We start from the raw sequence: 24,128 nt of genomic DNA, 5'->3' as shown, positions 1-24,128 counted from the left end.
ATCATCCCCCTCAATCACGTACATTCACTGCAACAGGTTCAAGTCGAGCAGCGACCGGGCATACTTTTCGATAAAGCGCCGGGCATGCTTCATCCCGTCTCTGAGTTCCGCTTCGCTAATTTCGTGAGCGCGATGGATGATCCCGTCACGCCGCCCGACCAACGCACTCAGATTGTCGCGGTGGGACAGCCGTTGCGGCGCGTGCAGCACCCCGATCCGTTGCAACGCAGCCTGCAGAGCGCCGAGCGCTTCCCGGGGGCCGAGCGTCTCAGTGCCGTTTTCGCGGAAGGCTGACAGCGCCAAATCTTCCCGCCGCTCAAACAGCCCATAGAGGAACATTTCCACAGCATGCACGGTCGCTATGGCAGCAAGCCGCCGATTATTGGCGCCGCCTTCCAGCTGCAGCTCTTCTGCCTTGCGGAAGAAGTCGCGCGCCATCAGGAGAAAGCCATCGACCTGCGGCAGCATCTCGTTTTGGCGCGCGAGATATTCAAGCACCAAGGCCGCGACAAAATCCTCTGCCCACGGCTCTGCCTGCCAGCCTCCCAGCACGGTCTGACCGGAGACCAGCCAGGCATCTCCAGCCGCCAGCACGTGGGGCACGTCATCGACAAAATCAGACCGGCGAATAGCCTCCATCGCGAGTGTCGTGGCGATGACCTCGGGATCGTCGTCGCCCGCGTCGCGCGGAAGCGCGCCTGTGTCAGGAATAACTTGTGTGATCAGCCATGACACGGCTTTCCGAATTGCGTCGTGGTAGCGGTCATCGCCAAGCCGCTGAAGGGCGACTGTCGCAAGGGCCGTGGCGCGCAGGCCGGGCCGGGGAACCCCTTCTCTAGTTTCATTCCAGTAGCCCCCACCCTCCTGGCGGCGCACGAGGCGATCAGTCAGGACCGCAATTTCCCGGCGCAGATCGCCGATAAGTTTCGGGCTTCGCGAACAGCGCCAGAGTGCGTAGCCGATATCTTCAACCGGGGCGGCAGCTTCTCCCTCGCCAGTGCCGAGCGCGATCATATGCGTTGCGCATTCGGCCAGCGCGCCGTCAAGGCGCCCCGCTTCCGTCGCGCTGCCGTAAAGGTCCAGGAACCACGCCAGCGAATAAGACCAGTCGGCAGGCAAGTCCTGCCCATTGTGATCCCTTGCGACGACGGCCACGACGGCGTTGCGGCCTTCGGGCGTGCGGGGCTCTATCCCAAGGATCGGGTATAATTCGGGTGTCGGCTGCTGAAGGATACGCGCCGGCACTAGCGACAGTGCTTTCTCCAGCGAGGGAGGAAAATCCTCCAGTTCTTCGGCCAGTTCGGCAGCTTCTCTCCTTCGTCCCTCGCGGCGCGCTTCTACATATTCTGCCGCAACCACAGCAACGGTGCGCTGCGCCCGTTCAGCGGTGCCGGTGGCAATCAGCTCGGCCGGAATGTCACCATCCTTGATCGCCCAGTGCGTACGGTGCTGTTCGAACTGTTGAATGCCCAGCCGGTCCGCAATTCTCAACACCGCTGACCGGTCGAGAAAGGCATGTTCCGGATCGGGCTCGAAGGTGAAGGCCAGTTCGTGTCCGCGCCGAACGATATTGCGTATGCGGCCGTGCCGGACCACGCGCGCGTGCGGGCCTCCCGCCCCGACTTCGTACATCAACAGCGCCGGGATTTCCTCCAGCCGGCGCAATGTTTCAGGGCGCGCGAGGTCGATAGCCTCGGCCTCGGCGCCGCTATATTCCTTGAACCGGTCAATGGTTGACGTGAACGGCGGCGTTTCCCACCACTCGCCGTGGCCCGAGACAAGCAAGTTAAACATAGCACACCACCGACCTCACGCCGCCTTCTCCATAGACCACTTCACCCGTTCGGCGAGAAAGGCGGCGAATGATTTCACATTCATATTGCCGCTCGCCTCCTCCAGCCCTGCGAGGTAGGCCTTCCGGTCATCGACCCTGACGACTGTCCAGGGGTAACCGCCTGAAGCCAGCATCGCGTTCATGAGGAACCGCGCCATCCGTCCGTTGCCGTCCGGATAGGGGTGCACATAGCCCACAAGCCAATGCCCCAGCACGGCACGCACGGAGGCCTCCTTCTCCGCCTCCAGCAGCTCGAACAGCTCATTCATACCATCGGCCACCGCTTCGGTACGCGGCGGCACGTGCTGCGAGCCGCGCAGGTACACAGGGTGATTGCGATATCCCGCAAGCGCGCTGGCTTTGAGGATGCCGGCGGTCACTGACGGCGCGAACAGCTCCCGGTACCACTCCCGGTGAGTGTCCCGCGTCAACGCGCCGGCTGGCTTGCCGTTGATGATCGCGGCAACAGAGTCTTTGACCTTCTGGAATGCGAGGTAGTAGCCACGCGCGGCAAGCGCATCCCGGTTCTTGCGGTCCTCTTCATCAATCTCCGGATTCCAGCTCCCCTCGCGCACCCGGTCGATGAGTTCCGGGGTGACGCTGTACCCTTCTATCGACAGCGAATGGTAGGCGTCGCTTTCGTAGATATCCTCGACGAACTTCATATAGGCGTCTTTGTCGGACGGCAGTCCGGGTGCCTTCGGGAATATCTCGATGATGGCTTCGCGCTGCGATTGCCAGATCGCGCGCAGGCGGGCGACCAACGGCGGTACGCCCGCCGCAATGGTTGTCACTCCAATTTGTCCCGCGAACGGATCGGATTCGCGCACGTCATAGCCGGCGGCTTTGAAGGCGGCCACGATTTCATCGGCAAAGGAGTCGCGTCCTACGCGACGGAAGGCCCCCGCAAGCCGTCCCGCCACGGCGGAATGGCCGCCATCAAGCAGCAGGGCCAGAACGGTTGATACGTCGCGCACAGACGCCATGGCGATCTGCATCTCGATAGGGGCGCGCTGGAAGAACGCTTCCGGCACCCGGGTAAGGGCGGCCTCGACAGTGAACACGCGCTGGCCGTTTTTCTCTGTCAGTTCGGCCGGCATCTCCTTGACCTTGAGGTCATAGAGCGAAGTGCCGAGCAGCAGGTCGATTTTGTTATTCGTGCCTTTGGGGGTGTTCACCACCACCTGAGGCGGAATAGTGGGCGCTTCCGCGTGCAGAAGCAGCGACTGCTCCGGTGACAGGAACCAGTCCTTGCCGAACCGGTCATTGCAGTAAAGGGAGCAGAACTCCCAGAAGCTCGCGGACCAGGGGGTGGTGTCTTGCTGCTGTGCCTGCGGGCCGGTCGACATGAGCCAGCCTTTGATAACATCGCGCAGGAACCCGTTCTGCAGCAGCCGCTCCCGGTGGACGCGGGTCAGCTCATCTGATTTGAATATGCGCCGCCCACCCTCCTGCAGCTCTTTGAGGACGGCCAGTGATACAGCGAGTTTTTCATGGGGCTTGGCCATGGCCGTGCCTTTGCAAGTTTTTTAGAGCTGTGCGATTACAAGTATATAGTGCTGACAGGCGACAAGTCAATGATGTTGTGGAGTTGCAAGTTTTTTAAGTCGTGCGATAACAAGTTTTTTATGCTACGCAGGGGCTCGGGGCGAGCCTAGAGCCTGGCGCTCCGAAGCGCTTCGAAGGAGGACGCGCCTCTTTGAAAAACTCGCCCGTTGTGCATCGTGGGTACCCGTAAACGCGAATTCTCAAAGGAAAGACGCTCCTTACCTCTCCCTCCCGCCCCGATCATCACGGCCGCGCCCGCGCTCACTACGCCGCGACGCTCGCGAGATCGCTGCACGCATCTGATCGGCCACCAAACCGGGCTGACGCTGTCGTGTGTTTGCACCGTCACCGCAGTGACGGCAAGGCAGCTGCGCACGCCCATGGAGGAGAGCGTCTCGATATCGCGCGCGATTCCGGCACCCCCACTGGAGTCCGATCCGCCGACGACAAGTACATGCGATGCCTGCCTCAGCGCCCTTTCATCCGTTAGAATGAGCGTTCGAAACGCAGGATTCCGCCGACACTGCTCTTCTTGTTGGCGTTGGTCCAATTCATGTTGGAAGCGCCGTCCACCTTGCCGACGGCGAAATTACCGCATCGGCCATAGTCGAGTTCCGCCGTAACTGTGAAATCTGGAAGAAACGCATAGGCGACGTTTGCAGCGACACCATGGTTCTTGAGCTGATCACCGGAGAGCTGAAGGTTGAACGAAGTTGTCTCGTTGAGCTTGTAAGTGGCGCCAGCCCAGAAAGCCCAGTTCCCGCCCCAACTCTTATAGAAGCCGCGACCATGAGCGTCGATGGCGTTCGTGGAGTCGTCGTTGAGCTTGCCGTTGGAACCGTAGCCGAGCATTCCGAACAGCAACAGTTCGTTGGTGACATTGATGTCGACACGGACCTTAGCGGCCACCGATTCGTAGTTGCTATCATAAGCGGCAACGCCGGTGATCGCGCCCCAGCCATGTGTGTATTTCAAGCCGCCGACTACGTGCGGTGCGTAGCTGTCGATTGTGCCGACCACGCCCGAGCCTTCTTCGAGCGAAACCACGGCCGAAAAGCCGTTCCCGGCGTCGAAGTAGTACTGAACCACATTGGTATCGAAAGCGCCGTACGTAACCGGCGTCTGGTTGAGTACGTCACCCGCGCCGCCAATAAACATGTCGAAGGCCGACCAGTCCTTACCAACTCGGAGGCCACCAAGCTGAATCCAGGCGAAAGTCAAGGTGCTGTCTCCGTTGAAGGCATAGGACCGAGAACTGTCCGAAACCGAAGTGTGGCGGTTGCCGAAGTTCATGCGGGTTTCGGTGTAGGTCTTCAACGTGCCGAGTTCGGTCTCCTGGCCGGTCCAAGTTTTCAATGTGAAGCGCGTGTTGTTTTGCCATGTGCCCTGATGCTCACCAGTCCTCACATCCGAGGTTCTTGCGTGATCAACCAATCCGACATGGCCCAAGCCGACGTCGTAACGGACATAGCCGCCGATGCGCACGCAGGTCTCAGTGCCTGAAATGTAGACGTAGCCCGAGCCGTAGACGTCGCAGACTTTAACGTACTCAGTCGGGTCAGGCTCGGCAACGGCGGTCACGGCGCGAGCGTCGGAAACGGCAATCAGTGCCGCAGTTGAGCCGAGGAGGAGGCTCCTAATGTTCATTGTTGATCTCCGTTCAAAGAGTAAAAGGAATGGACGTCAGTGATGAACTCTTGCTAAGGAAACAGTCGATAACGATGCGCATTGAGTTGAATTTGAGCAGTTTTGATGCGCTCGTCACGCCAGATATTAATCAGAAATTGAGAATATGATTGGGTGTTATTGTTACAAATATGCGATTGTTATTACAAATATAATAATCGCCGAAACGACGCCATCAAACATTTCTGTACAAATCATCCCCGTCATCTCCGCTAGTTGTGGGCGGGCCGTCACAAAGGCTTCTACTGCAAAGGCTTCTACTGCAAATGACGTGCCATCCTGACGACGCAGCTGCGGCTTGAAGCTCAAGTGTGCCGGCGGACCTTGGTTCGCTCTTCCTTCCTTTTTGCCTTGCGGATCAACCCAAGCACGAACGGCAAACGTTTCGGCTACGGTTCGTCTGTTCGCTTCGCGACAGTTTCGTTCAATGGCGACAGCTTTGTTGCTGTGAGCCCCGACGTTGAGACATCATGCGGCGGCACCGCTCGGTACGACGCCGTCATTTTGGCGAGCGCGATGATCGGTAATCACGCGCTGACGCGCAGCCTTGCCTCCACCACGGAGTCAGTAGGCGCGCCGGCCTTGGCATTGCGGCCGACCTGACGGTCGCGTCGAGCAGCCTCTCGTCCTGATAGACGGCGCGCCACAGCTAATGCTTCTTGCCAGCAATTCACACAACGAGCTCATCGAGATGCCAGAGATCACTATGGGGCTGCGCTAGCTGGCGAGCAAAGTCTGGTCCCAACGCCGTGTTATCTCGTTGGATGCGGCAGCCGCGCTCAGCAGAATCTACTCGACCAGGCGCAGGCTGAAGGGAAGGGATGGTGGAACCAAACGGTGCGCGTGAGGGTCGCGGCGGGAACAGCCATGGCCAGTCGCTGACCGTCCAGCCAAGACTGAACGGCCGCTATTGCTGAGAAATACAAGTTTCGAGCCCAAAGCGGAACGGACTGACATAGCGCAAAGACACAGGCGAGCGCAGCGGTAAGGTTGGCGGTTATCAGCATGGGACGGTAACTGTTGCAGACCACAAAATATCGCGAGGCCGGCCTGCCTTGGTACACTATCTATCCGACTGTGTCAGAGTTCTCTGGGGCGGTCGGCGCCGAGGCTTATGAGGAATGGCTCAGGAACCTGCCGGCTGACGATCCGGTGTCGCTCTATTTCCACGTTCCGTTCTGCCGATCAGCTTGCTGGTATTGTGGCTTCCCCACCACCATCACCCGCCATGATGCGCCGATCCTCAACTATCTGGCGGCCCTGCGTGACGAGATCCGTTTGGTCTCGGAGCGAGCGCCGCAGACGCTGCCCGTGAGCGACATGCATTTCGGCGGCGGAACGCCGTCTCTCATAGGACCAGCCGAGTTCCTGGCTCTGATGGAGTTCCTGCGACGCCGCTTCGCTCTCACGAAAACAGCTACGGTTGCCGTCGAGATTGATCCGCGCACGTTCACGGCCGAGATGGCCGAGGCCTTAGGAGCAGCCGGCGTGAACCGTGTGAGTCTCGGCGTGCAGAGCTTCGATCCCATTGTTCAAAAAGCAATCAACCGGGTTCAGAGTGAGGCGCAGACGTCGGCTGCCGTGGAAATGCTGCGCCGGCATGGAGTAAGCCGCATCAACTTCGACCTCATCTTCGGTCTCCCGCATCAAACGGTGCAGTCCTGCGTCGAGACCGCGAGGGCGGCGGTCACAATGCGCCCCGACCGGCTTGCGGTGTTCGGCTATGCGCACATCCCGTCGCTTATAAAGAATCAGCGCCTCATCGAGGAGGCAGTTCTTCCGGGCAGCGCTGCCCGCGCCGAACAGTATGCGGCCGTGGCCGCGACGCTGATTGCCGCCGGCTACCGCGAGATCGGGCTCGACCATTTCGCCTTGCCGGACGACGAGCTCGCGCTGGCACAGAAAACGGGTCGCCTGCGGCGTAACTCGCTGGGCTACTCGGCCACCACCTGCAGAACCCTGATCGGTTTCGGCGCGTCGGCTATCGGCCGCGTCGGCGAGGGGTACGTCCAAAACGAAGTTACACGGGATTCCTACATCCAGCACATCGCAGCTGGCCGTCTGGCGACGTCAAAGGGCTATCGCCTCACCGACGACGACCGCGTGCGAGCCGCAATTATCGAGCGACTAATGTGCGATCTCGAGGCCGATGTGCAGGCAATCTGTGCCGCCCACGAATCTGATCCGATCCGTCTTCTCGATTCAGCTGAACGCTTGGCGATGCTGGCCGAGGACGGGATAGTGGACTTCGAAAACGGTTTTGTCCGCGTACGGCGGGAGCATCGCTTTGTAATTCGCGCTGTCGCTGCCGCGTTCGATGCTTTTCTCGATCGGGATGGCCGTAAGCATAGCCACAGGTGAGGGCAAGCATCCAACCGGAAGCTAAACTCGACGCCCTCGGCCGAGGCCTGTCATGAAGCGCGCGTCAAGGATGCGAAAAGCAGAGCTGATCCGCCTATTTCATCTCATCTTCAATGACATCGACCTCGTGGCTGCCACCGAGGCGTTTCCATATTGATCGTGGTAGGTGCGGGGCATCTGGGTGTTTCGCCGTCAGCGCATGAATATCCCCGCCATGTGATGGGTCAGGAAATCGCGGTGGCTGCAATCAGCCCGTCCATCGATGACAGACCGCGACCACGCCGCTTCGCGAGGCCCGTCAGGTCGCCCCAGGCCAGGGCAACCAGTTCGTCCACGGGCAGGACTCTCGGCTCGAAGCGCTGCGGCAGGTCCCGGGCGAGCCATCCGGCCAGTGCGTCACGTTTCCGACCTTTGTCCATGAGGGCAGCGCCGCGCCGGATCTCGGCGATCGACACAACGCTGATAAATGAGCGGTCTTCATCGAGCCCGTCATCCATTCCAGCACGCGCGCGTCAGGGCTCGGCCTCGTCACCTCGGAGAGGCCATTAGTGTCGAGCAAGAGCCTCACAATGGCAGACCATGCGGTTCATCGCGTAGCCGCTCGATGTCCAGTTCGGCGTTGCGCAGCGGCGATGCGCAGCGAGTGCCCAAAAAACAGCAGTCAGCTCCCCTTCCGGAAGATCGGAGCGGACGCCACGCAAAAAGCGCCAAATCCTTGGCGCCGGCGGTCTGTGTGTTTGCGCGCTGGCGGCTTTGGTGTACTCCTGTGCCGTTTCGACGAGACTTCCAGCCGGACCGGCAGGGGAGGAGGCTTTGGCGGCGCGGCCGGCACACGGCCCACCTCGAGGACGAGATCGACGATGTCGGGCAGATCCTCGGTCGCCTCACAAATCGGTGAGGTCGTCGGGACACCGTCTTCCACTTTTGTTGATCAGCCGCCTTCCTGGCCATGTTCCGAGACAATAAGGCGCCCGTGCGCCGCCGCCTCGATTAACCCAAGACGCGCAAGGATCTTTTGCCGGAGACAACGAGGTCACCATCCTGCGGTGCCGCGTTGCATCACAGTCGGCATGAGATGTGCAAAGTGGACCGTCGTCAAACGTCAAACAGAGGCGTCGGTGACTGGACTGAACGACCAGAACGGGCTGCTTGCGCCCTTTCGGACTTCACAAAGTTCGAAAATGGCGTCGTTTCAGGGCATAATCGCCGCTTGTCAAAATGTTTGCGACAAGTCCGGTGAAAGCCTACCGAGTATCTTGTGCTTGGGGGGCGGTTAGTTCCGATAAACTATGCGGCATACACATGCTAATCTATTTGATTTACGGGCCGACCTGCAGCGGCAAAACAGACGCGGCAATCCAAATTGCACGAGAGACCGGATGGCCGGTCATTGCGCTGGATCGTGTACAATGCTGTCCTCAAATCGCCACCGGCAGCGGGCGTCCCTCGGATTCCGAACTGCAATCTACCCAGCGGATCTACTTGGATTCGCGCCCGCTAACCGCGGGCATCATCGACGCCGAGACCGCCCATCGTAAGCTGATAATGCAAGTGGATGAGCGTAGTTCCCAGCCGGGGCTCATCCTCGAAGGCGGTTCGATCTCCCTTCTCAATTTAATGGCGCGAAGTCAGCATTGGGATGGCGCTTTTCGGTGGCATGTAAGGCGGTTGCGGCTCGGCAACTCGGACGCCTTTCTGGAGAGAGCCAAGCGTCGGGTCACAGACATGTTTGTCACAAGAGAAGGACAACCTTCATTGCTGCAGGAACTTGCGGATCAGTGGAAGGAAGATGCAGTCCGTCTCACTTTGGAAGACGTTGACGGATATCGTTGCGCCATTCGTTTTGCGAGAGAGCACAGCTTGGCAATCAGCGAAATGCCGTGCCTTCGCAAAGAGCTCCAACAAGATCTTGTAGAGGCGATTGCGAGAGAATATCTCGAATATGCGCGTTGGCAAGAACGCGACTTTCCAGAATGGCAAACTGAGTGAGCAAGCCTCCCCGGACCTCGCCTGCGGTGCGGGCACGGTAGCTCCTGAGAATTGCGCTAAGTGGTTTGCTGAAGCAAGCTAGTGGCAGGCGACATTAGGTCCGTGTGGCAGCGGAAGGATTGCTTTCGCCACGGTGACTGCGGAGGAGGCGACATGGCTGCACTGCTCATTTCAGGCATGGGACGGAATGTACCGATGACAAAGTGCTGCGCGCTTCGTAGCGACCGCTACCGTGGCTGACTCGCGAACTACTATCCGCCAGCCCAGTCTGTGGCGTCGTCTCGGCTTTCATCGCCACCGCCTTCGCCCAGGAAACGCCCGAGGCCGCAAGCGTCGCCGTGGCAGTGCGGCACCCGGCAAGATGGGTGGTCATCGGCCCTATCTGATCGACGGGGAGCACCGTGCTTTCGTCCTGGGCGAGGTTGAGCGAGATGCCAACATGACGCTTCATCAATTGACGGCGGCACTGGCTGAACGTGGTCTCCTGCGAGCGTCGGTCGCTTCCTGCACCGCGAGGGCAAGAGCTTCAAAAAAACCGTTCTGCCGGCCGAGCAGCTCAAGCCAAAGCTGATGCGCGGGCGTGCGCAATGGATGCGCTATCAGACCCGCATTGACCCTACGCGCCTGGTCTCCCTGGATGAAACATGGGTCAAGACCAACATGGCGCCGTTGCGCGGCTGGGGTGTGCGCGGTAAGCGGCTGATGGCCCACGCACCATATGGCCATTGGAAGACGATGACCTTCATCACCGCGCTGCGGCATGATCGGGTGGAGGCGCCTTGGGTCATTGATGGACCCATCAATACGCAGGCCTTTCGCGTCTATGTCGAAACCGAACTCAACAAAACACTGAATCCGGGCGACATCGTCATTCTCGACAATCCCGGTTCTCACAAGGGCCAAGCCGTCCGCGACATCGTCAGGGCTGCTGGCGCAAGGCGGGTCAAGCCCGCGAGAGCGGCAATTTTGTTCCGGCTATCACCCTCTCGTCGAGAACGGCGTGACGGAAGCGATAAAGTTGCGCCGGCCGGCCGCCGGTTTCCGCGGTTGTCTCACCGGTCTCCTCGACCAGCTCCTGCTGCTCGATCAGCCGGCGAAAGTTCGGCTTACGCACGAGCCTGCCGGCAAGCGCCTCCACGGTGCGCTGCAGCTGCAAAAGCGTGAAGACCGGCGGCATCAGTTCGAATACGACCGGCCGATATTTGATCTTGGAGCGCAGCCGCGCAATGCCGGTCGCCAGGATGCGACGATGATCGGCGATCATCGATCTGCCCGAGACCCAGGTGGGCGCAGCGGAATGTCCGGCGCGTATTGCTTCCTCCACCAGGGCGGCTTCGTAGAGCAGCTCATAACGTTGAAGCGCGAGTTCCTCGTTCCAATGGCGGTCGTCAAAGCCGAAGGCGATCGCCGCCCGCCGTCGTCGGTCGAGGCGTGTCGTACTGTCGTCAGTGCCATCCGCCCATTCCATCAGGCGCGGCCGCAATTCGTCCAACACGACCGCCGGTGTGCCGGAGCGGTGATCCTCCCAGGGGAAATAGTCGTACCAGCTTCCCCAGTGTCGCCCGGCCGGGTCGCCAGCTTCGTCTTGGTGGGTGAGCGCCAGATAGCTGATAGAGACCACGCGGTCGTCAGCGCCAACCCTGTCGCGATCGGCGAAGGTGTAGAGCTGTTCGATATAGCCGAGCGGCTGGCCGGTCTGTTCTTCCACCCATCCCCTGAGGCCCGACTGCAGCGAACGGTGAGCAAGCTCGAACGGGCCGGAGGGCAGGGCGTTTGCCTGCGGGATGGTCAGAACGCAGGGGGCGCTGCTGTCCATGGCGACCACAACGGCGATCAAGTCCGCATTGACGTCGTTGGCCTTGCCTCCAGCTCCGCCTTTCCTAATCCCTTTTGCGCGATCGTCCATGGTCCCCGACGTCGTTGAGCAGAGCCCTGCCGCGTAGGCGGCTGAACCGATTGAATTCCGTTTTTGTCTGATAATTGTCGGCTCGTCAACACCACCCGTCGTGGCGATTTTAGCTCTTCGCAGCTGCACAAAAAGTGCCAACGCGACATCCGTGCTTGGGGAAGGAGGCCCATTGAGTGCGCCGATTCAAAGCTCGTCGATCGATATTGCGACGTTGTTCTCGTCGGCGACAGCGCGGCATGGTTCTCCACGTCTTGGCGTCGACGCTGGGCGTGACGCTGGAGATGATGATCATGCACGGTCAGGCCTGCCCCGTGGCCTGGAGCCGGCGCAAATGGTCGTCAACCCGCCGTTCGGTTCCTTTTGAAGAAACCCGGAGCAGGCTTTCCGCAACGCCTGATAAAGCCCTTGCAGTGCGCCCGCGCCAGCATCATCGCACTCTCGCTCCACACAACCTATGCGAGTCAGTAAATCGACTCGCCGGCACTATTGTTTCAGGGGAAATGAATCTAGTTTCAAAGGGTTCGGCCGATAGGCCGGGCACAGCTGCGGTCTTCACGGCCTTTTTGACATAAACGCGTCGCCCGATTGAGATTATCTTGACGGTAGCGCAGTGCGCCATCCATGCCAGTCGAGATGATCATGGGCAAATATCGAGATCATCGCGAGCCACGCCGGCATCGCTATGACCATGACCCCGTTTCCTTTTCGGAACGGACTTCCGAGCCAAGCTATTTTCAGCGCCCGCCGACCGTGACGGCAGATCCTGTCGATGCGGAGGTATTGTGGTTCACAGTCAGCAAGGGTTTTGGCTTCGTCAAACTGTCGGACGGCACGGAGGCCTATCTGCACGTGCGAGTGTTAGAGGCGGCCGGAAGCCGGGATGTTGCCGCGGGAACGCCTCTCAAGATCACGGTCGAAAAAAGTCCAAAAGGTCATCAAGTCGCGCAGGTGCTGGAGATCGGCGATCACCGCGCGAAAACTCCGTCACATACGCGCGTCGCTGGAGGGACCTTCGTTGAAACCGGTGCGCAGCTGGAGAGCGGGGGCACGGTCAAGTGGTACAAACCCGAAAAGGGCTTCGGCTTCATTGCTCCTGACAACGGTGAGAAGGACGTCTTCGTTCATGCCAGCGCCCTGACGCGCTCAGGGCTCAGCGTGCTGGTGGCGGGACAGAAGGTGTTTGTCGAATGCGGGCAAGGCAAGAAAGGCTGGGAAGTCCGGAGCATTCGCCTTGCCTAGACGGCGATGCATTGCTCGCCTCGGAGGAGATGCCGGAGAGCGTAGGGCGGCCGCCCGAGCCCGCGTAGCAGAAACCGACATTGTCGAAGCGCAGCACGCCGTCGGTGACGACGAGATCCCTGGCGCCCGGCGCGTCCTCGGTGTCAAGTTCGGCGTCGAGCAACTCGAACAGCCGCGTGCCCCAGGTCGAGGCGCGCGCGAACGAGTTGACCAGCAGTCCGAGCTGGCGCACCGGCATCTGCAGAATGGTCATGAAGGTGAGCAACAGGGCCAGCGTGCCGACGCTGATTTGACCTGCGATCACTTTCTGGCCACCGAACCAGAGCACCAGGCCCATGGCGGTCAGGAACGAGAAATTCATGGCGCTGGTGTTGCCGACACGGATGTCAACGCGCTCATTGGCGAGATCAAGGCGCGTCCTGCTTGGCGCGGTCGAACTTTTCCAGCTCGTGCGGCTGCGCGGCGAAGGCACGCACGACACGGATGCCGCCGAGATTCTCATCCATCACCCGGATCTTTAACGATCGCTGATGCCCAGATATGGGAAGGTCAGGCTTCAATGACGGGGAAGGTGAAGGATTGACTGGTCGGGTTTCCGGGCCGAGCTTGTCGGCCGCTCAATCGAAAGCGTCATTTGAGGCGCTTCTTCTCCCGCGTGTAACTGGAAGACACGCTCGTCCAGTTCCTTGTCTACTTCCGTGAGACGATGATTGAGGCGAAGGTAGTCGGTCCAGGTCGGCGTGCGGAACGTTTCTGTCCACTGCATAGGCTTCTGAAGGTTGCGCTGGAGCGTCCAGTTCCGAGCACCGACGCGGCTGTGTACATGACGCCGCTGCCGCATGAGGTCGAGGAAGGCCTCGACATTTCTCTCGGCTATCAGATATTCGATCTTGACCACGATCGGGCCGCTTCTCGGCTTCAAACTGAGAGCGACAGCTGGGGCGTCGAATTCCTCCAAAGGATCGGGCTCGGACTCGCGGCGCTCGCGAAGAGGAAACAGAACGCCGGCTGCAGCAACGAGCAGCAGGGCCGCAGCGGAACCCTCTAGCGCCCAGGTCAGCGAATGGTTCTGGGAAACGGTGCCCCACACCCAGCTGCCGGCCGCTATGCCGCCGTCTATCAATGCATAGTAGATGGAGATCGTGCGCCCCACGACCCAGCGCGGGCTTGCCAGCTGCACGCTCACGCCAACCCCGGACCAGGCAGTGACCCAGCCTGCGCCGCCCAAAGCAAGTGCAATTGCCGCCACGCCGATCGAAGAGGTAAGCGCCAGGGAGAGGGAGCACGCCGCGCAGGCGACGCAGGAGAGCCTCATCAGCTGTTCTTGCGACAAGCTCCGTCTGAACAGGCTGTTGGAGAGGCCGGCGAAGACCGCGCCTGTTCCGAAACCTGCCATGAGCGTGCCATAGGCGAGCGGGCCTCCTCCCAACTGGTCGCGGACAATCAGCGGCAGCAGCGCGAGTATGGCGATGCTCGCCAGGCCAAAGAGGGTCCCGCGTGCGATCGCCGCTTTGATTTCCGATGACATCGCCGTGAAGCGCAGCCCGTCATAGATGGCCCTCCTCATCGACTCGCGCGGAAGAGGCGACGAGCGGACCTTCCACTTGCAGCGCCATATGGTGGCCAAGGGTACCAAATAGGTGAGGGTGGTCACGGTAAAAGCGGCCAAAAGCCCGAAGGAGGCAACCACGATGCCGCCGAGCGCCGGGCCCACGGTCCGTACGGTGTTGAAGCCAACGGAAAGCAGGGTAACGGCAGCGGGAACATCGCGCCGGTCCACCATATCGCCAACCGACGCCTGCCAGGCGGGATCGTTGAGAGCGCCGCCGCATGCGATTAAAAAGCTGAAGCCGAGAATCATCCATGGGTCGAGAAAGCCCAGCGCTACAACAGCGGTCAGCATCGCAGATGCTATCACCATAAGGCAGCGGCCCGCGAACATAACCCTGCGACGGCTGAAATTGTCAGCGAGAACCCCGGCGAACACGGACAAAATGAAAGCGGGCAGGTTCGATGAAGCCTGCACCAGCGCAACCATCAGATCGGAAGTCGAGATGGTAGCCATCAGCCAACTGATGGCAACAGTCTGCATCAACCAGCCGAGGCTCGAGACTTGCGTGGCGAGCCAGATCGAACGAAAGGTGGGTTGCAAAAGTGGCGCAAAGGTCGTTGGTGCAGCCAAATCATCATTTGATCCAGCCACCCTACTCATTTTGCCAACCTTTGCTTTCCGTTATTGCCGTTTCCCATGTAATCTAGGCTGAACCGTGGCGGCTAGAAGAATAGAGAGAAACTGTTTGCCTTGCGGCACAGTTCCTCGTGATTAAGGGTTGCGGCCGAGACGCATGCCCGAGCCGGCTCACCCCGCCTTCGAAGACATCACGGGGTGGAGCCCGGATTCTTGCTTGTCGTTTGACACAGCATGCTTCATCAACGGGCACTTTGCCGAGCGATGCCTTTTCGCGAAACGCGACGATGTTCTTTCGTCGGAAACTCTCTCCAACGGCGTTCGATGCGCTGAGTCTGGCTTGGGGCGAGGTGAGGGCTTGCAGATCTTAGACAGGATTGATTCCTGATAAACGCAGACGGTTGCCGGGCCGCGATCGAAGAGGCGCGCGCCTTGCTGCTTCAGCTTGAACAAAAGTCTGACGCGCTCACACATGCCATCGACGACTTTCTGCTCGATCTGATGAGGCTGGCTTTCATTGTTGAATGTTATGGACGCGGCTTTGAACTTTTGGCGCGAACGCTTGCCCGTAGAAGACTGGCAAAGGTCAGGCTTTTGTCGGGGGCGGTGGACTCCGCCAGGGGAGAAATGACACCCAAAGCCGGATGGCTGAAGCGACGGTCGCCCCGCGTTCCCACAGTGACGAAGGTAACGGTACGGCTCTTCGGCAGATGGCGCATCCTCATGGTAGCGTCTGGCCGTTCCCTCTGATGCCTCGGCCTCCCACACCTATCCGAACGGGCCCGATCCTGGAGGGTCCTCGAAGCGGGCATGAGGGCGATAGGCCGCGTGGTTGGGGTACCAAGCGTAGGCGCGGTATTGGGCTGGAAATTGGCGATGCGCGACGAAGGAGTCCGAGATCAACTCGTGCAATGGCAATTCCTAACACCGTGGACGTGTTGGAGCAGCCTCATCCTCCTAGTCAGGAACGTCATCAAGGTTATAGGATTGATGCGCGGCGAACCCTCGGAACTCAGGATCATGTTGACATCGCTGTTCGACAGAGCCGACTTGGCGCAAGGAAGCCACATCGTTTCGGAATTGCTTATCGCATGGTCTATCGTCGGCCTAGTCAAACCCTTGGCTCGGCGAGGAAGCGGCGGTCGTCGGCGTGATGCATGACGGGAGTCGGCCGCGCCTCACCAGAGGCGAAATGCAGGAACCAAAGGAAAGGACCACCTGCATGGAATTGCGAACCGCGTCCTCGGCGTCTGAGCCGCGACCCTTGCCAACGATCACTCAACCCGCGACGTAGAGCTTCAACCCAGCCTTGGACACGCGAACCGCGCTACCCTCGTTGCAGAGGAGCTGTCTACCAGATGGTTGCACTTGTAGTCCGCCTTTGGTCGACATAGCGGACTGGCTCTGGCCACCGGCAAGGTTGAAGAGTGTTCCGTTGTTGCAGTCGTACTTGGCCTACGTGAACCAGATGCCTGAGCACGCGGTCGCGTTTCAGGGTTGATCTACTCGTAAAAAGCAATTGTCTTAGGCGGAAGGCCGCACTTAATACCGCTATCCTATTGGCGCCCCATCGGGTTCCCGGATTGAGCAATTCCGGATCACTATTTTATGCCGCTGCCAGCGTTGTGTCGGCCATGTGCACGCGCGCTGCCGCTGCCAGCAGGTCGGTCTGGGTGATCAGCCCAATAATGCGTCGCTCCGTATCGACGATGACCACGGCATGGCTGCGGCCGTCGGTGAGCACCGGCAGCAGGCTCATCGCCGGCGTATCGGGAGAGGCGGTGCTAGCCTTCGACATCACAGCCCTCACCGTGTCGGTCGCCTTCGTCAGCTCGCGCAGGCCAACTACACCGACCAGCCCGCCCTCGGCGTCGGTCACCGGCAGCGTCCGGATGTTGTGATCGAGCAGCAAATGACGCGCGTGGTCGGCCGGCGCATGTTCATCGACCGAAATCACATCGCGCGACATGATGTCCTCGCACAGCAGGGTCCGGTGGGAGCGCACCATCGCCTGCAACTCGACCTGCCGTAGCAGCCGCTCAAGATCGTTGCGGTCGATATCGAAGGTTTCCTCCAGCGCGCCGAGTGCGGCATCGATATCCTCGGGCTGGAAGCCGACCCGCTCCCGCGCGGGCGGATCGATGGTTCCATGCGCGCTTTTAAGGGCGGGGGCCGCCACATGCGGATAGTTGCGCCGCGACAGTTTATGGATGCCGTAGCCGAGTGCGACCAGCACGATCGAGTTCAGCGCTACCGGAACGAAGGGAAACAGCAAGCCCGAGCTGAAGACGGCCGGTCCGCCGAACACCGCAGTTAAGGCGGCGGCGCCACCCGGCGGATGCAGGCAGCGCGTGAACGACATGGCGGCGATGGCCAGCGCCACCGCAATGCCGGTAGCAAGAACGGGTTCATGCACGAAATGCGCCACGGTCACCCCGACCAGCGCCGAAATCGTATTGCCACCGATAATCGACCAAGGTTGCGCCAGCGGGCTTGAAGGCACGGCAAAGAGCAGCACGGCCGATGCTCCCATTGGAGCAACCAGCAGTGCGACATGTGGGCCAGACCCGTTCGCCAGCGCACTGATCACGCCAGTCAATGCGATGCCGATCATGGCCCCGATGCAGGCGAGCAGCCGCTCGCGCAGCGTTGCACCGGCAAGGATCGGAACAAAGAGACGAAACGCCATGGCATACCCTTGGGCGAGTGGTCGGAACTCCGCGCTCCGCAATGCAGGCAAAGCCACAGATTTGGAAGTTAAGCCAATTCGGAAAGCCGGCTCACGGGGGAATACTTTTGCGCGAAACGGCCATTGCCAAATGGGTGCAGACATTTTGATCAGCCAGAGGAGGCGGACGGCACGCTGATCCGCTCGAGCGCAGCTAGAGGCCAAGGGCTGTCGTGCCGCGGGCAGCCGGAAATGGGGATGGTCGGAGGTCGAGCTGGGATGGACACTAAGGAATTCAGAGGCTTCGAAAAGCGTGCTGACAATGTCGGCATGGCAAGACAAATCAGGCCCTTGTCGCTCCACTTCCGAGGCGAACTCCAGCGGAGTACGGCTTCTACGCGGTGCTTGGTCTGCCTGTCCTTGCCACCATCGGATTCGTTGGCTGCTGAAACGTCCAGCTGTAGCCGCTGAGAAGACGACTGCCGCCAGTGCCGTCGTGGAAGCGCCATATGACGGCGGCTTGGTTACAGAGCCGGCTCGTGTCGATCGGGCGGGCGAGCCTGATGTGACGTACATGGTCCAGAAAGTGGCCAATGAAGGTGCTGGCATCGTCAACGTGATCAGGTCACGTAATAGCGGTAATACAACCGCGACCACGAGCCTCTCAGGCGTTCGATGAGGCGAGAAAATCCGATCACCAGACCAAGCGCGATTCCGCCACACTGCCACACACGAAACCGATCAGGTCACGTTCCAGGCTCACCAGAAGATTGGAGCCGAGGCCACCTCGGCTGAACTCTGCCATGCCGCGGGCCGCCACCTCTTCCAGCCGCGGTAGAAAACGTGGGTCAGCAGCGCCGGCATGGGCGAGCAACTCCCAAATCGCGAGCAGCGCCATCAGCACCGCAAGCGGCCGCAGATGTCGGCCGATGAAGCGGAAGGCCGGCGGTGCGATGGAAGCGCCGCGACAGCCTATCCCGACCTGCAATCGTGATCAGGCTGATCGTGGGGTCTCCGGACGCCAGCGTTGCAGATAGTTTTCGGCAAGCGTGAGCAGGCCGTGGATCACCAATCCGCTCAGGCCGACCACGATCATGGCCGAAAGACGAGTTCCAATTGAAAGAGCTGACGACCATAGGCCATCAGGTATCGGAGCCCTTCGAACGATGCGATGAGTTCTACCGCAACCAGGGTCTGCCAGCCGTTAGCAAGGCCTTCTCGCAGCCCTGTAAAGATCGACGGCACGGCGGAAGGCAGCACGATCATCGTGAGTTTCGACCAGCGGCTGAACGAAAGGACACGGCCAGACCCCGTCTCACGACGACGCCATTGCGCTTCGCCGCCATCAGGCTGGGTAGAGGACTTGCACGTCTAAAGCTGTCGATCATGCTCGGCACACACAAAAGGGCGGCATCGCTGCCGCCCTTTCCGTAAGCTTGCGAGATTGGCTGAATTAGAAATCCATACCGCCCATGCCGCCCATGCCACCGCCGGGCATACCAGCCGGCATGCCGCCGCCAGCGGACTCCTTCTTCGGAGCCTCCGCGATCATGGCTTCGGTGGTGACCAGCAGGCCGGCGACCGAAGCCGCGTCCTGCAGAGCCGTACGCACAACCTTGACCGGATCGACGATACCCATGGCGATCATGTCGCCATATTCGCCGGTCTGGGCGTTGTAGCCGAAGGTCGCGCCTTTGTTCTCGAGGATCTTGCCGGCGACGATCGATGCTTCCGCACCGGCGTTGGCCGCGATCTGACGGGCCGGAGCCTGCAGCGCGCGACGCACGATGCTGATGCCGGCGGTCTGGTCGGAGTTGGCGCCGGTGACGGTGATGGCCAGCGAAGCGCGCAGCAATGCGACGCCGCCGCCGGGAACGATGCCTTCTTCGACGGCCGCACGGGTCGCGTTGAGGGCGTCATCGACGCGGTCCTTCTTTTCCTTGACTTCCACTTCGGTCGCACCGCCGACGCGGATGACGGCAACGCCGCCCGCCAGCTTGGCGAGACGTTCCTGCAGCTTCTCCTTGTCGTAGTCCGAGGTGGTCTCCTCGATCTGCTGCTTGATCTGGGCGACGCGGCCCTGGATCTCTTCCTTCTTGCCGGCGCCGTCGACGATGGTGGTGTTCTCCTTGGAGATCGACACCTTCTTGGCGCGGCCGAGCATGTTGAGGCCGACATTCTCGAGCTTGATGCCGAGGTCTTCGGAAATGACCTGGCCACCGGTGAGGATAGCGATGTCTTCCAGCATGGCCTTGCGGCGATCACCGAAGCCCGGCGCCTTGACGGCAGCGATCTTCAGGCCGCCACGCAGCTTGTTGACGACCAGCGTGGCCAGGGCCTCGCCTTCGACGTCTTCCGAGATGATGACCAGCGGCTTCGAGGTCTGCACGACAGCCTCGAGGATCGGCAGCATGGCCTGCAGGTTGGAGAGCTTCTTCTCGTGGAGAAGGATGTAGGCGTCTTCCAGATCCGCAACCATCTTTTCGGCGTTGGTGACGAAGTAGGGCGAGAGATAGCCGCGGTCGAACTGCATGCCTTCGACCACTTCGAGCTCGGTCTCGGCGGTCTTTGCTTCCTCGACGGTGATGACGCCCTCATTGCCGACCTTCTGCATCGCTTCCGCGATCATCGAGCCGACCGACACGTCGCCATTGCCGGCGATGGTGCCGACCTGGGCAACCTCTTCCGAGGTCTTGATCTTCTTGGCGTTCTTGATCAGCGTCGCGACGACGTCGGCGACGGCGAGGTCGATGCCGCGCTTGAGGTCCATCGGGTTCATGCCGGCGGCAACCGACTTGTGGCCTTCCTGGACGATCGACTGTGCCAGAACGGTCGCGGTCGTGGTGCCGTCGCCGGCGATGTCGTTGGTCTTCGAAGCAACTTCGCGGACCATCTGCGCGCCCATGTTCTCGAACTTGTCCTCAAGCTCGATTTCCTTGGCGACAGTGACGCCGTCCTTGGTGATGCGCGGTGCGCCGAACGACTTGTCGATGACGACGTTGCGGCCCTTGGGGCCGAGCGTGACCTTCACCGCGTCGGCGAGGATGTTGACGCCGCGCAGCATGCGCTCGCGAGCGTCGCGGGAGAATTTTACGTCTTTGGCAGCCATTTTTTACTCCTGGGCATTTCGCCCGAAATTCAGATTGGATGGTGCGGATGAAAGGCGGCGTGTCAGCCGATGACGCCCATGATGTCCGCTTCCTTCATGATCAGAAGGTCTTCGCCATTGAGCTTGACTTCGGTGCCCGACCACTTGCCGAACAGGATGCGGTCGCCGGCCTTGACGTCCAGCGGGACGAGCTTGCCGGCTTCGTCGCGGGCGCCGGAACCGACGGCGATGATCTCGCCTTCCTGCGGCTTTTCCTTAGCCGTATCGGGGATGATGATCCCGCCCGCGGTCTTGGATTCGGATTCGACGCGGCGAACGACCACGCGGTCATGCAGTGGCCGGAAATTCGACTTTGCCATTTTGGATTTCCCTGGTGCGGATGTTGAACGGTTCTCCGTTGCCGGAGCGTGGTTAGCACTCACCAGAAGCGAGTGCTAACGCGGCAGTGAGATAGGCCGTAGGCTCCTGCTAGTCAAGACGGAAGAGGGACGGGCGAAGAGCAAACGAGCGTGGAAGCACCGAGCCTTTTACGTGAAAGACGTCGGAGATAGGACATGGATGGGGAGGCTCACCATTTGTAATTGAAGCCTTATTCATTTGGCACGATCGGTGCAGCGGGTGATCCGCAAACGTTGGCGCGCGACAAATATGAGAGGTGAGCGCCATCAGGACTCTTGCGGTTAACGGGTCCACTCGGTCTTACGGTGTTGGCCGCCGCGCGGGCGCCAGGACTCCGGCCATCCCGATAGTCACCAATCCAATCTGCGGAGAACAGGAGGCAAGATGACAGCGACAGTCAGCATGAACTCGAATTTGAAATGTTTGGCCAAAGCAACTGCCATCGCCTTGCTCTGGACGGTCACGGCTACGTCGGCGGACGAAGGTATGTGGATGCCGGGCCAGACTGCGGAAGTGGGCGCGGCCATGCGCGCGGATGGGCTCCAGATCGATCCCGCCCACCTGGGCCGTCTGGACGCTGACCCGCTCACGCGATCGTATCACTGGGCGGATGCTCCGCCTCGTTCATCAGTCCACAAGGGCTGGTCGCAACCAATCATCACTGCGTGTTCGAATCCATCCAATACCACAGCAAGGAGGGCCAGGACTATCTCACAGACGGCTTTCTGGCGAAGAGCCCTGGGTGAAGAATTGCCCGCGGCGCCAGGCAGCCGAATCTATGTGATCGAGGACGTGCGGGATGTGACCGCCGAAATGCTCAAGGGCGTCTCGGACAAGCTGAATGAGTTTGCCCGCTATGAGCGGCTCGCCACGAACCGCAAGGCCCTGATCGCCGCATGTGAAGGACAGCCCAATCGCCGCTGCGACGTAGGGGCCTATTATGGCGGCGCCTCCTACTATCTCCAGCAGAAGCTCGAAATCGAGGACGTGCGCCTTGTCTATGCGCCCGCGCTCGGCATCGGTAACCTTCGGCGGCGAAACGGACAATTGGATGTGGCCGCGCCACACAGGCGACTTCGGCTTTTATCGCGCCTATGTCGCTCCTGATGGTTCCTCCCGGCCATATGCGCGCGACAATGTGCCTTACCGGCCGAAGAGTTGGCTGCCCATAGCCTGTGAAGGCGTCAAGGAAGGCGACCTTGTGATGGTCGCCGGCTTTCCCGGCGCAACGCATCAGTTCCTGACGGCGGATGAAGTCCGGTTCAACTTCGCGCAATTCGAACCGCGGTTGCAGCGTTTGCTCTCGGATTATGCCGCCCAGATCAACCAGGCAACGGCAGGCAATCGCGAGGCGCAGATCCATCGACCGCCCGCTTCACAAATGGCTCGGCCTAAAACGCATGGGAAAAGCAGAAAAGGCAACAGATCGGCACCAGAATGAATATGGCCGCGCGAACTGACAGACGCGCCAACGATCGGCATCTCGCAGGGTCGGTGGCACTGGACGTGGCGCCCACCCTGCTGGCGCGACTCCCCATCAGGTCGTCGGGGTTTCGCTGGCGAAAAAAACTTCCGCGTGTCTCTGCGCGATCCATCCCGCTTGCGCGTGCCTAGTCAACCAAAAAACTGACCATCTGCAGGATCAGGATCAGCAAAAAAAAGCCAAAGGCAGACGCCAAAACAGCTGCCTGCAGGACGATGCGTTGTTTCTTACCCACAGTTCCCCCGGGAGAGAGTCTGATGATAACCCTTAAAAAAGGGCGCCCGGGAACAGGGCGCCCTTCTCATCGACGAAATGCTCGGATTGGAGGTCCGTGATCAAGCAATTCGCCGAAACCTCTACAAGCCTCACCACAATGGTTCGGCCGCAAATTAGGCTCGCAGTTACCGCTCCGAACGCGGCAACGGGCTCTTCAATCCTCAGAACGAGCGCTGGAAGCGGAGCAGACCGCCGACGCTGTTCTTCTTGTCGGCATTGGTCCAGTTAGAGAAGTCCACATCCCCGAACTTGCCAGCGTGGAGATAGTCGACTTCGGCCGTGATCGTCAGACCAGGAACGATATCGTAGGCGACATTGGCAGCAATGCCGAGGTTCTTCCACTCGTCATACGCCGCCTGAAGGTTGAAAGAGGTCTTCTCGTTGAACTTGTAGGTGCCGCCGCCCCAGACGGCCCAGTTGCCACCCCACTGCTTGTAGAAGCCGCGGCCGCCGGCAGGAATGGCGTAGGTTCCATCGGTTAGGTTGTCGTCGGTCCCATAGCCAGCCATAATGAAAAGGGACAGTTCGTTGGTGGCGTTCACATCCAAGCGGACCTTGCCGGCTACCTCTTCGTAGTTGCTGTCGTAAGCCACGACCCCGCTGATGGCGCCCCAGCCCTGCGTGTACTTCACGCCGCCGACAAGATGCGGAACGTAGCTGTCGATCGTGCCGACGACGCCAGAACCCTCTTCGAGCGATACCACGGCGGAGAAGCCATTGCCGGCGTCGAAGTAGTACTGCACGACGTTGGTGTCGAAATCGCCGTAGGGAACGAGCGTATCGTTGAGGACGTTGCCGGCATAGCCGATAAACGTATCGAACGCCGATTCGTCCTTGCCGACGCGAAGGCCACCGAGCTGGATCCAGGCGAAGTTTAGTGTGATGCCCCTGTTGAAGGCATAGTTCTGGGGACTGTCGGGACCCGAATAGGCGTTGCGGTTACCGAAATTGAATTTGGTCTCGGTGTATGTCTTCAAAGTACCGAGTTCGGTTTCCTGGCCGGTCCAAGTCCTTAGGTCAAAGCGGGCGTTCTTGCGCCAGGTGCCCTGGTCGCTGCCGTCTTGGACGTCGTGGGTCCGCGCCCCGTCGTAGGAGCCAACGTCGCCAGCGCTGATGTCGTAACGGACATAGCCGCCGATGCGCAGGCAGGTTTCGGTGCCGGGGATGTAGAAGTAGCCCGAGCCATATACGTCGCAGATCTTGACGTATTCAGCCGGTTCCGGCTCGGCGACCGTCACCGCGTCGGCGGCGCGGGCGCCGGAAGCTGCGATCAGAGCCGCAGCTGAGCCGAGAAGAAGGCTCTTGATGTTCATACTTATCTCCATTCAATGATTTGAAAAGGGCGAGGACGTCGATGGACGAACCGCTCCCGGTCCCCACGATCGAAAAAGATGCGCATCGCAATGCATCCTTCCCGGCTCGAACGCTATTCACCGGGC

Annotated in this window: 18 protein-coding genes and 6 pseudogenes; 8 read left to right on the top strand and 16 right to left on the bottom strand. The window is 60.4% G+C overall.

Annotation, left to right across the window (positions count from 1 at the left end):
* Nucleotides 1-24: 24 nt before the first annotated feature.
* From NKH33_RS23595 to NKH33_RS23575, 5 genes and pseudogenes are all read right to left on the bottom strand, one after another.
* Complete coding sequence (locus NKH33_RS23595) at nucleotides 25-1,794, bottom strand: prenyltransferase/squalene oxidase repeat-containing protein (protein WP_352617042.1); 1,770 nt, start codon at nucleotides 1,792-1,794, stop codon at nucleotides 25-27.
* Nucleotides 1,795-1,809: 15 nt separating this feature from the next.
* Nucleotides 1,810-3,342, bottom strand: coding sequence for a Fic family protein (locus NKH33_RS23590; protein WP_352921696.1), 1,533 nt, complete (start codon nucleotides 3,340-3,342; stop codon nucleotides 1,810-1,812).
* A gap of 361 nt (nucleotides 3,343-3,703) precedes the next feature.
* Nucleotides 3,704-3,875, bottom strand: a pseudogene (locus tag NKH33_RS23585) (bifunctional hydroxymethylpyrimidine kinase/phosphomethylpyrimidine kinase); the annotation flags it as partial.
* The gene (locus NKH33_RS23580; protein WP_352921694.1) at nucleotides 3,869-5,029 is read right to left on the bottom strand and encodes a porin; all 1,161 of its coding nucleotides are present in this window, start codon (nucleotides 5,027-5,029) and stop codon (nucleotides 3,869-3,871) included. The gene NKH33_RS23580 and the pseudogene NKH33_RS23585, both read right to left, overlap by 7 nt.
* 162 nt (nucleotides 5,030-5,191) lie before the next feature.
* On the bottom strand, nucleotides 5,192-5,377 hold the full coding sequence (locus tag NKH33_RS23575) for a hypothetical protein (protein ID WP_352921692.1): 186 nt from the start codon (nucleotides 5,375-5,377) through the stop codon (nucleotides 5,192-5,194).
* A 15-nt stretch (nucleotides 5,378-5,392) separates the two neighbouring features.
* Between NKH33_RS23575 and NKH33_RS23570 the strand changes: the two genes are divergently transcribed.
* Together NKH33_RS23570 and hemN are read left to right on the top strand one after the other, a co-directional pair.
* Entirely contained in the window at nucleotides 5,393-5,671 is a 279-nt protein-coding gene (locus NKH33_RS23570) for a hypothetical protein (RefSeq protein ID WP_352848691.1), read from the top strand.
* Nucleotides 5,672-6,088: 417 nt separating this feature from the next.
* Complete coding sequence (hemN, locus tag NKH33_RS23565) at nucleotides 6,089-7,429, top strand: oxygen-independent coproporphyrinogen III oxidase (protein ID WP_352780617.1); 1,341 nt, start codon at nucleotides 6,089-6,091, stop codon at nucleotides 7,427-7,429.
* A 227-nt stretch (nucleotides 7,430-7,656) separates the two neighbouring features.
* On the opposite strand, the pseudogene NKH33_RS23560 reads toward hemN, so the two are convergent.
* Nucleotides 7,657-7,997, bottom strand: a pseudogene (locus NKH33_RS23560) (PIN domain-containing protein); the annotation flags it as partial.
* Nucleotides 7,998-8,731: 734 nt separating this feature from the next.
* Between NKH33_RS23560 and NKH33_RS23555 the strand changes: the two are divergent.
* A complete protein-coding gene (locus tag NKH33_RS23555; protein ID WP_352458542.1) occupies nucleotides 8,732-9,418 on the top strand; it encodes an isopentenyl transferase family protein in 687 nt (228 codons plus the stop codon).
* A 166-nt stretch (nucleotides 9,419-9,584) separates the two neighbouring features.
* On the opposite strand, the gene NKH33_RS23550 is transcribed toward NKH33_RS23555, so the two are convergent.
* A complete protein-coding gene (locus tag NKH33_RS23550) occupies nucleotides 9,585-9,869 on the bottom strand; it encodes a hypothetical protein (protein WP_352452632.1) in 285 nt (94 codons plus the stop codon).
* Nucleotides 9,870-9,988: 119 nt separating this feature from the next.
* On the opposite strand from NKH33_RS23550, the pseudogene NKH33_RS23545 reads away from it, so the two are divergent.
* Nucleotides 9,989-10,288 (top strand): annotated as a pseudogene (locus NKH33_RS23545) (transposase); the annotation flags it as partial.
* Nucleotides 10,289-10,361: 73 nt separating this feature from the next.
* On the opposite strand, the gene NKH33_RS23540 reads toward NKH33_RS23545, so the two are convergent.
* Nucleotides 10,362-11,324 carry an NUDIX hydrolase gene (locus tag NKH33_RS23540; protein WP_352921690.1) on the bottom strand — a complete coding sequence of 321 codons (963 nt, stop codon included), beginning with the start codon at nucleotides 11,322-11,324 and terminating at the stop codon, nucleotides 10,362-10,364.
* A gap of 147 nt (nucleotides 11,325-11,471) precedes the next feature.
* Here NKH33_RS23540 and NKH33_RS23535 point away from each other — a divergent pair.
* Both NKH33_RS23535 and NKH33_RS23530 read left to right on the top strand, forming a co-directional pair.
* Nucleotides 11,472-11,688, top strand: a pseudogene (locus NKH33_RS23535) (3-methyl-2-oxobutanoate hydroxymethyltransferase); the annotation flags it as partial.
* A gap of 278 nt (nucleotides 11,689-11,966) precedes the next feature.
* Nucleotides 11,967-12,566, top strand: a complete 600-nt coding sequence (locus NKH33_RS23530) for a cold-shock protein (protein WP_352921688.1) — start codon at nucleotides 11,967-11,969, stop codon at nucleotides 12,564-12,566.
* Here NKH33_RS23530 and NKH33_RS23525 read toward each other — a convergent pair.
* From NKH33_RS23525 to groES, 7 genes and pseudogenes are all read right to left on the bottom strand, one after another.
* A pseudogene (locus NKH33_RS23525) lies at nucleotides 12,541-13,090 on the bottom strand (ABC transporter transmembrane domain-containing protein); the annotation flags it as partial. The gene NKH33_RS23530 and the pseudogene NKH33_RS23525 sit on opposite strands and share 26 nt — an antisense overlap.
* Nucleotides 13,091-13,122: 32 nt before the next feature.
* Nucleotides 13,123-14,778, bottom strand: a complete 1,656-nt coding sequence (locus tag NKH33_RS23520) for an MFS transporter (RefSeq protein ID WP_352921686.1) — start codon at nucleotides 14,776-14,778, stop codon at nucleotides 13,123-13,125.
* Between the two features lie 1,582 nt (nucleotides 14,779-16,360).
* Entirely contained in the window at nucleotides 16,361-17,443 is a 1,083-nt protein-coding gene (locus NKH33_RS23515) for an HPP family protein (RefSeq protein ID WP_352921684.1), read from the bottom strand.
* A 673-nt stretch (nucleotides 17,444-18,116) separates the two neighbouring features.
* Entirely contained in the window at nucleotides 18,117-18,410 is a 294-nt protein-coding gene (locus NKH33_RS23510) for an ABC transporter permease family protein (protein ID WP_352921682.1), read from the bottom strand.
* A gap of 104 nt (nucleotides 18,411-18,514) precedes the next feature.
* A pseudogene (locus NKH33_RS23505) lies at nucleotides 18,515-18,712 on the bottom strand (ABC transporter permease subunit); the annotation flags it as partial.
* A gap of 163 nt (nucleotides 18,713-18,875) precedes the next feature.
* Nucleotides 18,876-20,531, bottom strand: coding sequence for a chaperonin GroEL (gene groL, locus NKH33_RS23500; RefSeq protein WP_352921680.1), 1,656 nt, complete (start codon nucleotides 20,529-20,531; stop codon nucleotides 18,876-18,878).
* A 62-nt stretch (nucleotides 20,532-20,593) separates the two neighbouring features.
* Nucleotides 20,594-20,890, bottom strand: a complete 297-nt coding sequence (gene groES, locus NKH33_RS23495) for a co-chaperone GroES (protein WP_352921678.1) — start codon at nucleotides 20,888-20,890, stop codon at nucleotides 20,594-20,596.
* 424 nt (nucleotides 20,891-21,314) lie between these two features.
* Between groES and NKH33_RS33285 the strand changes: the two genes are divergently transcribed.
* Together NKH33_RS33285 and NKH33_RS23480 are read left to right on the top strand one after the other, a co-directional pair.
* The gene (locus NKH33_RS33285) at nucleotides 21,315-22,037 is read left to right on the top strand and encodes a S46 family peptidase (RefSeq protein ID WP_502906757.1); all 723 of its coding nucleotides are present in this window, start codon (nucleotides 21,315-21,317) and stop codon (nucleotides 22,035-22,037) included.
* Complete coding sequence (locus tag NKH33_RS23480; RefSeq protein ID WP_352921741.1) at nucleotides 21,931-22,371, top strand: S46 family peptidase; 441 nt, start codon at nucleotides 21,931-21,933, stop codon at nucleotides 22,369-22,371. Before NKH33_RS33285 ends, NKH33_RS23480 begins: the two co-directional genes overlap by 107 nt.
* 479 nt (nucleotides 22,372-22,850) lie before the next feature.
* Here the strand turns inward: NKH33_RS23480 and NKH33_RS23475 are convergent, their stop codons facing one another.
* On the bottom strand, nucleotides 22,851-24,002 hold the full coding sequence (locus NKH33_RS23475; RefSeq protein WP_352571074.1) for a porin: 1,152 nt from the start codon (nucleotides 24,000-24,002) through the stop codon (nucleotides 22,851-22,853).
* Nucleotides 24,003-24,128 lie beyond the last annotated feature (126 nt).

Origin of the sequence: Mesorhizobium sp. M1182, assembly GCF_040318335.1 — a bacterium.
Classification (GTDB): Bacteria; Pseudomonadota; Alphaproteobacteria; order Rhizobiales; family Rhizobiaceae; genus Mesorhizobium.
Note: the sequence above shows the minus strand (reverse complement) of the source record. Positions and strands in the feature narration are given on the sequence as shown.

Excerpts from the sequence above, each read along its gene's own strand:
- NKH33_RS23555 (WP_352458542.1), top strand. The coding sequence starts at position 8,732 with ATGCTAATCTATTTGATTTACGGGCCGACCTGCAGCGGCAAAACAGAC.
- NKH33_RS23475 (WP_352571074.1), bottom strand. The coding sequence starts at position 24,002 with ATGAACATCAAGAGCCTTCTTCTCGGCTCAGCTGCGGCTCTGATCGCA.
- NKH33_RS23550 (WP_352452632.1), bottom strand. The coding sequence starts at position 9,869 with ATGAAGCGTCATGTTGGCATCTCGCTCAACCTCGCCCAGGACGAAAGC.
- NKH33_RS23530 (WP_352921688.1), top strand. The coding sequence starts at position 11,967 with ATGGGCAAATATCGAGATCATCGCGAGCCACGCCGGCATCGCTATGAC.
- NKH33_RS23595 (WP_352617042.1), bottom strand. The coding sequence starts at position 1,794 with ATGTTTAACTTGCTTGTCTCGGGCCACGGCGAGTGGTGGGAAACGCCG.
- NKH33_RS23480 (WP_352921741.1), top strand. The coding sequence starts at position 21,931 with ATGCGCCCGCGCTCGGCATCGGTAACCTTCGGCGGCGAAACGGACAAT.
- NKH33_RS23580 (WP_352921694.1), bottom strand. The coding sequence starts at position 5,029 with ATGAACATTAGGAGCCTCCTCCTCGGCTCAACTGCGGCACTGATTGCC.
- NKH33_RS33285 (WP_502906757.1), top strand. The coding sequence starts at position 21,315 with ATGACAGCGACAGTCAGCATGAACTCGAATTTGAAATGTTTGGCCAAA.
- groL (WP_352921680.1), bottom strand. The coding sequence starts at position 20,531 with ATGGCTGCCAAAGACGTAAAATTCTCCCGCGACGCTCGCGAGCGCATG.
- NKH33_RS23590 (WP_352921696.1), bottom strand. The coding sequence starts at position 3,342 with ATGGCCAAGCCCCATGAAAAACTCGCTGTATCACTGGCCGTCCTCAAA.
- groES (WP_352921678.1), bottom strand. The coding sequence starts at position 20,890 with ATGGCAAAGTCGAATTTCCGGCCACTGCATGACCGCGTGGTCGTTCGC.
- NKH33_RS23520 (WP_352921686.1), bottom strand. The coding sequence starts at position 14,778 with ATGAGTAGGGTGGCTGGATCAAATGATGATTTGGCTGCACCAACGACC.
- NKH33_RS23515 (WP_352921684.1), bottom strand. The coding sequence starts at position 17,443 with ATGGCGTTTCGTCTCTTTGTTCCGATCCTTGCCGGTGCAACGCTGCGC.
- NKH33_RS23540 (WP_352921690.1), bottom strand. The coding sequence starts at position 11,324 with ATGGACGATCGCGCAAAAGGGATTAGGAAAGGCGGAGCTGGAGGCAAG.